The 11895-nt window shown below is 71.8% G+C and carries 14 protein-coding genes; 2 read left to right on the top strand and 12 right to left on the bottom strand.

The features are described from left to right. Positions 1–1240: 1240 nt before the first annotated feature. The 12 genes from AB0K67_RS07895 to AB0K67_RS07950 form a co-directional block, all read right to left on the bottom strand. Complete coding sequence (locus AB0K67_RS07895) at positions 1241–1945, bottom strand: VIT1/CCC1 transporter family protein (protein ID WP_364054668.1); 705 nt, start codon at positions 1943–1945, stop codon at positions 1241–1243. Continuing rightward, positions 1942–3105 carry a prolipoprotein diacylglyceryl transferase gene (gene lgt / locus AB0K67_RS07900; protein WP_364054671.1) on the bottom strand — a complete coding sequence of 388 codons (1164 nt, stop codon included), beginning with the start codon at positions 3103–3105 and terminating at the stop codon, positions 1942–1944. The genes AB0K67_RS07895 and lgt overlap by 4 nt, the downstream gene beginning before the upstream one ends. Positions 3106–3131: 26 nt before the next feature. Next, positions 3132–3896 carry a DsbA family protein gene (locus AB0K67_RS07905; protein ID WP_364054674.1) on the bottom strand — a complete coding sequence of 255 codons (765 nt, stop codon included), beginning with the start codon at positions 3894–3896 and terminating at the stop codon, positions 3132–3134. Next, the gene (locus tag AB0K67_RS07910; protein ID WP_364054677.1) at positions 3893–4372 is read right to left on the bottom strand and encodes a MauE/DoxX family redox-associated membrane protein; all 480 of its coding nucleotides are present in this window, start codon (positions 4370–4372) and stop codon (positions 3893–3895) included. The genes AB0K67_RS07905 and AB0K67_RS07910 overlap by 4 nt, the downstream gene beginning before the upstream one ends. 421 nt (positions 4373–4793) lie before the next feature. Next, on the bottom strand, positions 4794–5591 hold the full coding sequence (gene trpA, locus AB0K67_RS07915) for a tryptophan synthase subunit alpha (RefSeq protein ID WP_364054680.1): 798 nt from the start codon (positions 5589–5591) through the stop codon (positions 4794–4796). 109 nt (positions 5592–5700) lie between these two features. After that, on the bottom strand, positions 5701–6906 hold the full coding sequence (trpB, locus tag AB0K67_RS07920) for a tryptophan synthase subunit beta (protein ID WP_364057488.1): 1206 nt from the start codon (positions 6904–6906) through the stop codon (positions 5701–5703). Between the two features lie 38 nt (positions 6907–6944). Then, positions 6945–7784 (bottom strand): indole-3-glycerol phosphate synthase TrpC, encoded by an 840-nt coding sequence (gene trpC / locus AB0K67_RS07925; RefSeq protein ID WP_364054683.1) that lies wholly within the window; start codon positions 7782–7784, stop codon positions 6945–6947. Positions 7785–7905: 121 nt separating this feature from the next. Then, a complete protein-coding gene (locus tag AB0K67_RS07930) occupies positions 7906–8337 on the bottom strand; it encodes a DUF2752 domain-containing protein (protein WP_364054686.1) in 432 nt (143 codons plus the stop codon). 46 nt (positions 8338–8383) lie between these two features. Continuing rightward, positions 8384–9055: a DUF4190 domain-containing protein gene (locus tag AB0K67_RS07935; protein WP_364054689.1), complete on the bottom strand. Its 672-nt coding sequence runs from the start codon at positions 9053–9055 to the stop codon at positions 8384–8386. A gap of 109 nt (positions 9056–9164) precedes the next feature. Further along, positions 9165–9746 carry a Trp biosynthesis-associated membrane protein gene (locus tag AB0K67_RS07940; RefSeq protein WP_364054692.1) on the bottom strand — a complete coding sequence of 194 codons (582 nt, stop codon included), beginning with the start codon at positions 9744–9746 and terminating at the stop codon, positions 9165–9167. Between the two features lie 4 nt (positions 9747–9750). Further along, positions 9751–10110 carry a phosphoribosyl-AMP cyclohydrolase gene (hisI, locus tag AB0K67_RS07945; RefSeq protein ID WP_364054695.1) on the bottom strand — a complete coding sequence of 120 codons (360 nt, stop codon included), beginning with the start codon at positions 10108–10110 and terminating at the stop codon, positions 9751–9753. Between the two features lie 25 nt (positions 10111–10135). Further along, a complete protein-coding gene (locus AB0K67_RS07950) occupies positions 10136–10486 on the bottom strand; it encodes an STAS domain-containing protein (RefSeq protein WP_364054698.1) in 351 nt (116 codons plus the stop codon). A gap of 142 nt (positions 10487–10628) precedes the next feature. Here AB0K67_RS07950 and AB0K67_RS07955 point away from each other — a divergent pair, with 142 nt between their 5' ends. Further along, entirely contained in the window at positions 10629–11450 is an 822-nt protein-coding gene (locus AB0K67_RS07955) for an MEDS domain-containing protein (RefSeq protein ID WP_364054700.1), read from the top strand. Next, the gene (locus tag AB0K67_RS07960; RefSeq protein WP_364054702.1) at positions 11443–11832 is read left to right on the top strand and encodes an ATP-binding protein; all 390 of its coding nucleotides are present in this window, start codon (positions 11443–11445) and stop codon (positions 11830–11832) included. Before AB0K67_RS07955 ends, AB0K67_RS07960 begins: the two co-directional genes overlap by 8 nt. The last annotated feature ends 63 nt before the right edge of the window (positions 11833–11895 follow it).

Raw genomic sequence — 11895 nt, forward strand, 5'->3', positions numbered from 1 at the left:
CGACCGTCACCAGCGGACCAGCCTCCGGTATTCGAGCGCTCCTCATCCGCGGCCCAGCCACCAGTGTCCGACCTGCGGTCCCTGGAACGCCGACCACCGGCGCCCGAGCGATCGTCCTCACCGGCAGGCCAGCCACCCGTACTCGTCCGGCCATCACCCGCAGCCCAGCCGCCTGTACCCGACGGGGCATCACCCGCGGACCAACCGCCGGTCCCCGACCGGCCATCACCTACGGGCCAGCCGCCAGTGCCGGAGCGACCGTCGGCGGCACGCCCGCCGCCCGCACCCGAGCGGCCGTCATCACCAGCAGCCCAGCCACCCGTACTCGACCGACCATCACCGGCAGCCCAACCGCCAGTCCCCGACCGACCATCACCCGCGGGCCAACCACCGGTGCCTGCCTGGTCACCCGCCGCGGACCAGCCGCCCGTACCCGACAGGCCGCCGTCGGCAGGCCAGCCACCTGTGCCTGACCGGCCGTCGCCGGCGGGCCAGCCGCCCGTGCCGGAGCGGCCGTCGTCGATGGGCTGAGGGCCGGTCGGCGGTTGAGGGCTTCCGGCAGCACGCCGGCTGCGGCGGCGGCTCCGGCCACGGCTCTCTCCGAACGCCTGCCCACCATCAGGCCCCACGCCATGGCCGTCGTAACCGCCCGCACCGCTGTCATGGCCGCCGGGCGTCCCGTCGCCGTGATCCCCGCGGGCCCCACGGCCGCCGAGCCTGCCGCGTGCACCGCCCGAACCACCAGGTGCGGCGCTCGGCCAGTCGCCGTCCGCGCCGCCACCGGCAACGCCACCGACGCCGCCACCCGCGCCATCGTCGAAGAAGCCGCCGGTAGAGCCGCTGACGGCGCCGTCACGTCGTCCGGCGGCGGGGACGTCCGCGCCGGGCCGGCCACGCCCGCCGACCCCGGCACCAGCCCCGTAATCAGCACCGGCTCCATACTCAGGCCCAGATCCAGGCCCGGTTCCGTAGTCAGCCCCGTACGCAGGCCCAGCCCCGGTCCTGGTCCCGGTTCCGTAGTCAGACCCGTACTCGGGCCCGGTCCCGGTCCCGGTCCCGTAGTCAGACCCGTACTCGGGCCCCACTCCGGACCCGTACTCAGGCCTCACCCCGGACCCGTATTCGGAGCCGGGCTCGAATTCGGCCCCGGAGCCAGGCGGGGTGCGGCGGGTGCGGCGGGAGCGGCCGGTGCCGTCGCCGCCGGAGCGGCCGGAGCCCGGGGTGCCGCGTCGGCGGGCCATCACAGCCCCGCCGCCCCGATGGCGTTGCCGACGGAGAAGGTGACCGCCGCCGCCACCGCCCCGACGAGCAGTTGCCGCAGCCCGGAGTACCACCAGGTGCGGGCGGTCACCGCCGACACCAGCGCACCGGCGGCGAACAGCGCGCAGCAGGACACCGCGGCCGAGATCACCAGCTCGCGCGCCCCGAACAGGTACGGCAGCAGCGGCAGCGCCGCCCCCACCGCGAACGACAGAAACGACGAGACGGCGGCCACGACCGGCGACGGCAGCTCCCCGGGCACCACGCCGAGCTCGTTACGCGAGTGCACCTCTAGCGCGCGTTCGGGGTTCTGCGAGATCTGGCGGGCGACCTCGGCGGCCAGGTCGGGCGCCACGCCCTTGTCCACGAAGGTCTGCGCCAGCTCTGCCTGCTCGTCCTCGGGATGGTGGGCCAGCTCGCGCTGCTCTGCGGCGATCTCGGCCTGGGCGAGCTCGCGCTGGCTGGCGACGGAGACGTATTCGCCGCCCGCCATGGACAGGGCTCCCGCGGCCAGCCCGGCGACGCCGCCGAGCGCGACGACCCTCGGGTTGGCGGTGCCGCCCGCCACGCCTGCGATGAGCGCGAAGTTCGACACCAGGCCGTCCATCGCGCCGAACACCGAGGGCCGTAGCCACCCTCCGGTGACGTCGCGATGGGCGTGGTGGGCCTCCGCGCGTTCGCTCATCGAGTGTTCTTCTCCTTCGTCACCGTCTCGGCTTCGGCGGGCCCCGCCTGCTCACCCTCCTCCTGGCCGCCTGAGGTGACGCCCTCGGGCTGCGCAGGCTCGGCGGCGGCCTCCGGTTGCGCGTCACCGGACGGCGTGTCCGCGCCATCGCCGGACGCGGAGTCACCGGCCGTGGACCCGCCGGACGCGGACCCGCCGGACGCGGACCCACCGGACGCGGACCCACCGGACGCGGACTCGTCCGCCTGCGCCGAGGACTCGCCGGCACGGGGGTCGGCCTGGCCCGCGTCGTGGGCCGGATCGACCGCCTTGCCGTCGGAGCCGGACTCGGGCACGACGACGATCTCCTCGCCGGTCTTGCCGCGCGTGGCGAAGAAGTACACCAGCGCGAGCACGAACAGCACGATCGAGGTCCACTGGTTGATGCGCAGCCCCAGGAACATGACCGCGTGGTCGACCCCGCCGACGGGGTCGATGCGCAGCCCCTCGATCCAGAAGCGGCCGAGCGTGTAGCCCGCGACGTAGAGGGCGAACAGCCGGCCGTGGTGCAGCGCGAAGCGGCGGCCGGCGAAGATGAGCGCGAAGCCGAGCGCGACGTCCCACAGCGACTCGTACAGGAACGTCGGGTGGTAGAGGACGCCGGGCTCGCCGCCGTGGTCGACGTCGATCTCCAGGCCCCAGGGCAGGGTGGTCGGCGAGCCGTAGAGCTCCTGGTTGAACCAGTTTCCCCAGCGGCCGATGGCCTGCGCGAAGGCGATGCCGGGCGCGACCGTGTCGGCGACGGCGCTCATGGACAGGCCGCGCTTGCGTACGGCCAGCCAGACGCCGAGCGCGCCCAGCGAGATGGCGCCCCAGATGCCGAGGCCGCCCTCCCAGATGAACAGCGCCTGGTAAGGCTCCTTGATCGCCCGGCTGCCGAAGTAGGTCTGCCAGTCGGTGATGACGTGGTAGAGCCGGCCACCGATGAGGCCGAAGATGACCGCGGGAACCGCGATGTCCACGATCGTCCCCGCCTGGCCGCCGCGGGCGCGCCAGCGCCGCTCGCTCAGCCAGACGGCGACGATGACGCCGAGCACGATGCAAAGCGCATAAGCCCGGATCGGGATGATTCCGAGATGCCAGACCCCTTCTGAAGGGCTGGGAATCGAGGCTAGGGGCATGTCAGGTGAGGGTAGCGGAAGCGGGCCTACTTGGCCGCCTCGGTAATCTCTTCACGCAGCTGAGAAGGAGTGAACAGTACCTGATTGTCGATTTCTGTTCCGTTCAATTTCACTGTCGGCGTGTGGTCGAGCTTCTGCTCGTCACTGACCTTCTTGCTGTACGAGAGCTGCGCGTCGGCGTTCTTGTTGCTGGTCACGCACTGGTCGAACCCGGGCGTGTCGACCCCCGCCTCCTTGCCCCACTCCTTGAGCTGGTCGGGCAGGAAGCCCTCTTCGGTCTCGGGCGGCTGGTTCTTGAAGAGCAGGTCGTGGAAGGCCAGCCACTGCTTGCCGTCGGCGATGCAGCGGATGGCGCTGCCGGCGCGCACGGAGTTGGCCCTGGTCGGGTCCTGAGAGAAGATCGTGATCGGGTGGTAGACGACCTTGGCCTTGCCCTCGGCGGCGAGGTTCTTGAAGGTCTGGCCGCTGACGCGCTCCAGCTCCTTGCAGGCCGGGCACTGGAAGTCCTCGTAGATGTCGACGACGGGCGAGGTGACGCCGTTCTGGGCCATCACGACGCTGCCGTCGGACTGCACGGTGATCGGCGCGACGGTGCCGAGCGCCTCCTCAGAGCGCGACTGGCTGGCGGTGTACCACCAGCCGAGGCCGACGGCGGCGATGGCGACCACGCTCGCGGTCGTGTACGTCACGATGCGCCGCCGCTTCTCGCGGGCCCGCTGGGCGGCCTGCTGCGCTTTGATCTTTTCGCGCGCCGACTGCGCCTTCGTCTTGGTGCGCTCGCCTTTGCTCATTGTTCGTCCTCCCCCTCATCAACACCATTGTCGCCCCCGAGGCCGAGAGCTCCGTCGAGCGCGAAACGGCCCGGCGGGAAGCGCACAGTCCACGCGCCGAGCAGCACGAGGCCGAAGTCGCGCAGGATGTCGAGCAGGTAGGTCGGCTCCTGTCCGGCACCCAGCTGGCCACCACCGCCGAAGCAGCCGCAGTCGATCCGCAGGCCGTGCGCCCACGCCCAGGCGATGCCGAAGACGAACGCGAACATCAGCAGCGCGGCGATCACCGCGGCCACCCTGGTCAGCAGACCGACGACGAGCAGCACGCCGACCACGATCTCCACGATGGGCAGCGCGTAGCCCACCGCGATGGCGACCGACTCCGGCAGCAACTGGTAAGCCTTGACCGCGACCACGGAGTCGGCCGGGTTGCCGATCTTCAGCGCACCCGCGACGATCAGCACCCCGCCCAGAACCAGCCGGGCGACGGTCGTCACCCAGGGTATCGCCGTTCTCGCCCATGGTGACGATTGAGACGCGGCCACGAGTCCTCTCCTCTTTTCTCTGCGCCGGAATGCGCACAGTACCCGGTCCCATCCGATCACGTCTGGGATAAGCGTCAGCTAAGCGCGTATCCCGCCGCTGACCTGGGAGGGTCTTCGCAATAAGCCATCAATCGGACAAAGTGGAAGGCCTGCGTTCCGATACATATTCAGGCGTGCCTCGGCGAGTTTCGCGCCCCGAGCGCGGTCCGGCGGCAGGCGTCCGCACGCCCGAGCCCCGTCCCGCTCCGCGCGCCTCTGCGCGGCGCCCGAGCCCGGCCAGACGCACGCATCCACAGCACACCGAGGCGGACCGGCGGCACGCCCACGACGACGCGCCGGCGCGCGCCCCGAGGCGGCCGATGAGACCGGACGGCTAGCGGCTGCGGACGCCCTTGGCCATGTCGCGGGCCAGCGCGGCGATGGACTCGCGCCCAGCGGCCTCGTCGGGCGCGTCGAGCATGCGGCGGATGAACGCCGAGCCCACGATCACGCCGTCGGCGTACGCGGCGACCTCGGCCGCCTGGGCGCCGGTGCCGACGCCGAGGCCCACGCACACGGGCAGCTCGGTGTGGGCGCGGGTGCGCTCGACCAGGCCCTTGGCGGCGGAGTTGACGGTCTCTCTGGCGCCGGTGACGCCCATGAGCGAGGCGGCGTAGACGAAGCCGGTGCAGCAGTCGACCACGGCCTTGATGCGCTGCTCGGTGGAGCTGGGCGCGACCAGGAACACCGTGTCGATGCCGGCCGCCGCGGAGGCCGCGCGCCACGGCTCGGACTCCTCGGGCGTCAGGTCGGGCGTGATCGTGCCGACGCCGCCCGCGTTGGCGAGGTCGCGCGCGAAGCGGTCGGCGCCGTACTTGTCGATCGGGTTCCAGTACGTCATGACGAGCGTCGCGGCTCCGGTGGCGGCCACACCCTCGACGGTGCGCATGACGTCGGCGATGCGGGTGCCGTTGGTCAGCGACCGGTGCACGGCGTCCTGGATGGTCGGCCCGTCCATGAGCGGGTCGGAGTAGGGCAGGCCGATCTCGATGACGTCGCAGCCGGCCTCCACCAGGGCCGCGGCGGCGGCGATGGCGCCGTCTTTCGACGGGAAGCCCGCGGGCAGGTAGCCGACGAGCGCGGCCCGGTTGTCCGCCTTCGCCTTGGCGAAGACCGTCTGAAGAGTCGTCATGTCTGTCCGTTTCGAAGGTCTAGTCCCACCATGATGCCCTGCTCCGCGCCCGGTTCGAAGCCTCTCAGGACGTCGTGTCGAGGGCGCGGGCGTCCGCGGGCCGGCGGTGTCACAGGTTGAAGTACTTCATGGCGGTGCCCATGTCCTTGTCGCCGCGCCCGGAGAGGTTGACCAGGATGATCGCCTCGGGGCCGAGCTCGCGGCCCAGCTCGAGCGCGCCCGCGAGCGCGTGGGAGGACTCGATGGCCGGGATGATGCCTTCGGTCCTGGCCAGCAGCGAGAACGCGGCCATCGCCTGATCGTCGGTGATGCCGTGGTAGGTGGCGCGGCCGGAGTCCTTCAGCCAGGCGTGCTCGGGGCCGACACCCGGGTAGTCGAGGCCGGCGGAGATCGAGTGGGACTCGATGGTCTGGCCTTCGTCGTCCTGCAGGACGTAGGTGCGCGAGCCGTGCAGCACGCCCACCGAGCCGGCGGTGAGGGTGAGCGCGTGCTCGCCGCTCTCCAGGCCACGCCCCGCGGCCTCGTAGCCGTGGAGCTGCACGCCCTCGTCGCCGATGAACGCGTGGAAGGCGCCGATGGCGTTGCTGCCGCCGCCGACCGCGGCGCACACCGCGTCGGGCAGCCGGCCGGTCAGCTCCAGCATCTGGCGGCGCGCCTCGACGCCGATGATGCGGGCGAAGTCGCGCACGATCTCGGGGAACGGGTGCGGGCCCGCGACGGTGCCGAACAGGTAGTGGGTGGTGTCGACGTTGGTCACCCAGTCGCGGAACGCCTCGTTGATGGCGTCCTTCAGGGTCTGGGAGCCGTTCTTGACCGGCACGACGGTGGCGCCGAGCAGCTTCATCCGCGCCACGTTGAGCGCCTGGCGCTCGCAGTCGACGGCGCCCATGTAGATGGTGCACTCCAGGCCCATCAGGGCGGCGGCGGTGGCGGTGGCCACGCCGTGCTGGCCCGCGCCGGTCTCGGCGATGACCCGCTTCTTCCCCAGCCGCTTGGTCAGCAGCGCCTGGCCCAGCACGTTGTTGATCTTGTGGGCGCCGGTGTGGGTGAGGTCTTCGCGCTTGAGGATGATGCGGGCGCCGCCGGCGTGCTCGCTGAACCGCGGCACCTCGGTCAGCGTGGTCGGGCGGCCCGCGTAGGTGCGCAGCAGGTGGTCGAACTCCTTGATGAACTGCGCGTCGTTCTTGGCCTTCTCGTAGACCGCGGCCACCTCGTCGAGCGCCGGGATCAGCGCCTCGGGCACGTATCGGCCGCCGAAGATGCCGAACTTGCCGTGCACATCGGGGTCGTCGCCGTGCGCGCCGTTGCCCGCCAGGTCGGCGGCGGTCAGAATGGTGCCTTCGTTTGCCACTGCTATCCCTCTGTCGAGTGGTCGGGGCGCGTCGACGGATGTGCACCGGCGGTCACCAGCGCCTCCACTGCCTTGCGCGGGTCCTTGCCGGTGACCAGGCTCTCCCCCACCAGGACGGCGTCGGCGCCGGACCTGGCGTAGGCGAGCAGGTCGTGCGGACCGCGCACGCCCGACTCTGCGATCTTGATCACATTATCGGGGATCTTAGGCGCGATCTTCGCGAAGACATCGCGGTCGACCTCGAGTGTCTTGAGATTTCTCGCGTTGACCCCGATGACCCGCGCGCCGGCCGCCACGGCCCGCTCGAGCTCCTCCTCGGTGTGCACCTCGACCAGCGGGGTCAGACCGATGGACTCGGCGCGCTCGATGAGCGACACCAGCGCCTCCTGCTCGAGGCAGACGACCATGAGCAGCGCCAGGTCGGCGCCGTAGGCGCGGGCCTCCCAGAGCTGATAGGAGGTCAGGATGAAGTCTTTACGCAGGATCGGGATGTCGACACGGGCACGGACGGCCGCGAGGTCGTCGAGGCTGCCGCCGAACTTGCGCCGCTCGGTCAGCACGCTGATGACGTGGGCACCGCCCGCTTCGTAGTCGGCCGCCAGCGCGGCCGGATCGGCGATCGCGGCGAGCGCGCCCTTCGACGGGCTGGAACGCTTCACCTCGGCGATCACCGAGACCCGATCGCCCCCGAGCGCGGCCATGGCGTCTCTGGGCGGCTGCGCACGCTCGGCTCGCCGCTTGAGCTCGTCGATAGAGACGGCCTGCTGACGGGCGGCGAGGTCGGCGCGCACCCCGTCGAGGATGTCGTCGAGGACACTCGGCCCTTCCGTCCGCTCACTCACGCGCTTGAGGTCCCTCCGGTCGGCTGTAAGGGGGTGGCGGAGAGTTCGCGTCGCGTCCGCTCTCTGCCTTGTCCTGCGATGGTATCGGCCTCTGCGGGGCGCGCTCACCACCGGTCCCCGCCTAGGGGGCGAGGAACGCCCCGAAAGGCAGATTACGGACTACCCAGTAGACCATGACGACGGCGATGAACGCCCACAGCCACGCCGGGTGAGGCACGGCCGTGCTCGGCGGCCTGCCCTGCCACGCGCGCACGACCCAGCGCACCCACCAGAACAGCAGGATCGGCATCATCGCCACGAACAGCGGGTTGAGGCCGAGCGCGGCGACGGGGTCGAGGTGGGCGAGCGCGTGCATGGTGCGCAGCGTGCCGCACCCCGGGCAGTAGAGGCCGGTGAGCCACAGGAACGGGCAGGTCGGGTAGTGGCCGGGCTCGTTGGGGTCGACCAGCCCCGCGACCGCGAAGGCCGCGGCCGTGACGGCCGCGACGCCGAGCGGCGCAAGCAGCGCTCTCATACGCCGCGCGCGCGGCCGCTCGATGGTCGCGAAACTCATGCCCCCGATGTCCGCCTTCCCGGTCGGCCCGTGCCGCGTGGCCGGGTCAGTAGTCGTAGGTGGTGCTGGCGGCTCCGGCCAGCCCGACCAACGACAGCAGGATACCGCCGAGGAAGATCCAGGTGAGCACCCAGATCACGACGGTGATGTAGGACGTGACCAGGCCGCCGATGGCCAGGGCCGAGCCCTCTTCGCCGTTGCGCTTGATCCGGTTGAGCGCGATGTGGCCGCAGATCACGCCGGGGATGCTGGTGAGCCCGCAGAAGACCAGGCCGATGATGCCGAGGACGAGCGAGGCCACCGCCATGCCGTTGGTCGGGCGCTGCGGCTGGCCGTAGTAGGCCTGCTGCTGGTCGTAGCCGCCGTAGCCCGGCGGCTGGGCGCTGTAGCCGCCGCTCGCGGGCATCTGGCCGTAGCTGAGGTCCTGCGGGTAGCTGGGCGGCTGCTGTCCATAGCCGCCGCTCGGCTGCTGCTGACCGTAGCCGCCGCTGCCGGGCTGCTGACCGTAACCTCCACCGCTCGGGGGCTGCTGGCCATAGCCGCCGCCGCTGGGAGGCTGCTGGCCGTACCCGCCACCTCCGCTCGGCGGCTGCTGGCCGTAACCACCGCTGGAGGCCTGCTGTCCATAGCCTCCGTCGTAGCCGGGCTGCTGCCCGTAGCCGCCGCCGGGCGGCTGCGCGCCGTAGCCGCCGCTACCGCTCTGATCCCCGTAGCTCATGAGCTGGCTCCTCAATCGTTCGTGGCGAGTTGGTACGGCAGCTTAGTGAGGATTTCTTTGCCAAGAAGACAAGGATTCAGAACAGTGGAGGTTTCGTCAGCGCCGCGAGTCAGCGGCCTTCGGTGGGGTCGTCGCCCCTGTCGAGCGCGTCCCACAGCGCCCGATCGTCGCTGACCTGCGCCTTCGCCTCGCCGTCCGGTCCCTTGGCGCGGTCGTAGCGCGCGGACATGCCCGCCCAGCGACCGCCGCGCACGATCGCGGTGATCCCGCCCGCGAGCATCAGCAGCGCGCCCGCCGCGGCTACGGCGGGCCACAGCGGCGCGGCCTCCCAGGGCACGCCCGAGGCGCCGTGGAGCACGTTGCGCTCGCTCAGCCAGCCGGTGACGTTGCCGCCGTCGATCGCCGCCCAGGTCGCCGCCGCCACGCCCGCGCCGCACAGGGCGAGCACCGCGCCGACGACGCGCCTGCCGGTGCCCCTGGTGGCGAGCACGGCCACCACGCCGGCCAGCCCGGCCAGCGCCACGGGCGTGAGCGCCGGGCTCAGATCGCCGCCGGTGGGCCCGGTGGTCACGCCCGCCGCGCCGTCCTGAAGCACCCGCACCCACTCGCGGCCGGCGGCGAGCAGCACCAGCAGGCAGCCCAGGGCGGTGGCGACGACCCAGATCGACAGCTCCCGCTTGTCGCTGCGCATGGTGCTAGCCGATCGCGATCTCGAGCTCGTCGGCGTCGAAGCAGGTGCGGTCGCCGGTGTGGCAGGCTCCGCCCACCTGGTCCACCTTGACCAGGACGGTGTCGCCGTCGCAGTCGAGCGCCACCGACTTCACGTGCTGGACGTTGCCCGAGGTGGCGCCCTTGACCCACAGCTCCTGGCGGCTGCGCGACCAGTAGGTGGCCTTGCCGGTGGTGAGCGTCCGGTGCAGGGCCTCGTCGTTCATCCAGGCCAGCATGAGCACCTCGCCGGTGTCGTACTGCTGGGTGATCGCGGGCACCAGGCCGTCGGAGTTGCGCTTCAACCGCGCGGCGATCTTGGGATCGAGGGACATGCTGCCATTCAACCAGGCCGCCCGCGCGCCCCGGCCGTCAGGCGAGCGCCTCGGGCAGGGTGTCGTAGATCGGGAACAGCGGCGCCAGGTTGGTGCGCCTGAGCCGGCGCAGCACCAGGCCGTCGGGGGCGACGAGGGCCATGGTGCGGCCGCGCTCGCGCAGCGAGGCGAGCAGGCGTACCAGCACCCCCAGACCCGTGGTGTCGATGAACGTCAGCCCCGTCAGATCGACCACGAGCCGCGGCTCGTTCGTCGCGACCGCCTCATCCAGACATTTCCGCACTTGGGAGACGTTGTCGACGTCCATCTCCCCCGACAACCTCACCACCACCGAGCCCCCGTGATCGTGTCGCGACATCTCCAGCACATCCACGCCCATGTTCCTCATGACCCCTCCCGTGGGCGGCTCCGCCGAAAACGTACACCCGTCCGCCTCGCATCACGGTGGGTTTTGCTGAGAATGCGGTACGTGATCACATCCGTGCGAGTACCTTCTGACCCGACCTTCGCGTGCTAGGGAGGACAGGATCGTGGTGCACGTCGCGGGCTCCGTCCTGGACCCGGATCTGGGCGACCATGTCTGCCTGCCGTTCGACGGCGAGCGCGAGCGGATGACGGTCACCCGGGTCTTCACCGTGAACGGCCTGCTCCGCCGCGTCAAAGTAGTGATCATGACGCACACCGACACCCCCGAGCGCACGCGCACCTGGCTGGCGCCGCTGGTGCCGGGGTTCGCCGAGGCCGAGTCGGCCGGCCGGATCGAGATCCTGGCCTGCGCCGACACCCACTTCACCGACGGCTTACTCGATCCGGCGCGGCTGCGCACGGGCCTCGCCGCCGCCCGCGACCGCGCCGGAGGACACGGCGTGTACGCGCTGGTCGACGCCTCCTGGGGCCTCGGCGACGCGCCGGGGCACGCGGCGTTCGAGGCGGCCGTCAACGAGCTGTTCGGCGAGGGCTGGCTGGCGGCGGTCTGCCAGTACGACCGCGGCGTCTTCCCCCGCGACGCCCTGGAGGAGGCGGCGGCCGTGCACCCGATCTCCCCCGAGCAGGCGCTGCTGCGCTTCGCCCGCGCCGGGTCCGGGCTGCGGGTGTGGGGCGATGTGGACCTGACCAACCGCCCGGCGTTCGCCTCCCTGCTGCGGCCCCTGGTCAGGCAGCCGGGCGAGGTCGTGATCGACGCGGGCGGGCTCGGCTTCATCGACGCGGGCTCGGCCCAGCTGCTCGCCACCACGGCGATGGCCAGGCCGCGCGGCACGACGACGGTGATCTGCCGCGCCCCCATGGCGCGGGTGCTGCGGCTGATCGGCGCGGACCAGCATCTCGCCGTACGGCGGGCCGACGATGACTAGCCAGGCGCTCCGCACCAGCTTCGCCCGCGGCCGCATCACGCTCCTGCGCAGGACCGTCACCGAGCACGCCAGGCGGCACGGGCTGACCGGCGGCCGCCTCGAGGACTTCGTGCTGGCGGTCAACGAGGTCGCCACGAACGCCGTGCTGCACGGCGGCGGCCACGGCCGGCTGCGGATGTGGTCGCACGGCGGCCGCCTGTGGTGCGAGGTCAGCGACGAGGGGCCGGGGCTGCCCGCCGGGTGGATGGGCGACGGCCGGCCGCCGGAGCGGCTCGACCACCGCGGGCGCGGGCTGTGGCTGACCGGCATGCTGTGCGACCAGGTCATGATCGTCTCAGGGCCGGCGGGGACGACCGTGACGTTCGCCGCCCTCTGCGACTGAAGCCCGCCAGGCCCGCGAACCCCCTCCCGTAGCGACGCGCGGCGGGCGGGCGCGCTCCCGAGG

The sequence above is a fragment of the Nonomuraea sp. NPDC052634 genome (genome assembly GCF_040678535.1).
Lineage (GTDB): Bacteria > Actinomycetota > Actinomycetes > Streptosporangiales > Streptosporangiaceae > Nonomuraea > Nonomuraea fastidiosa.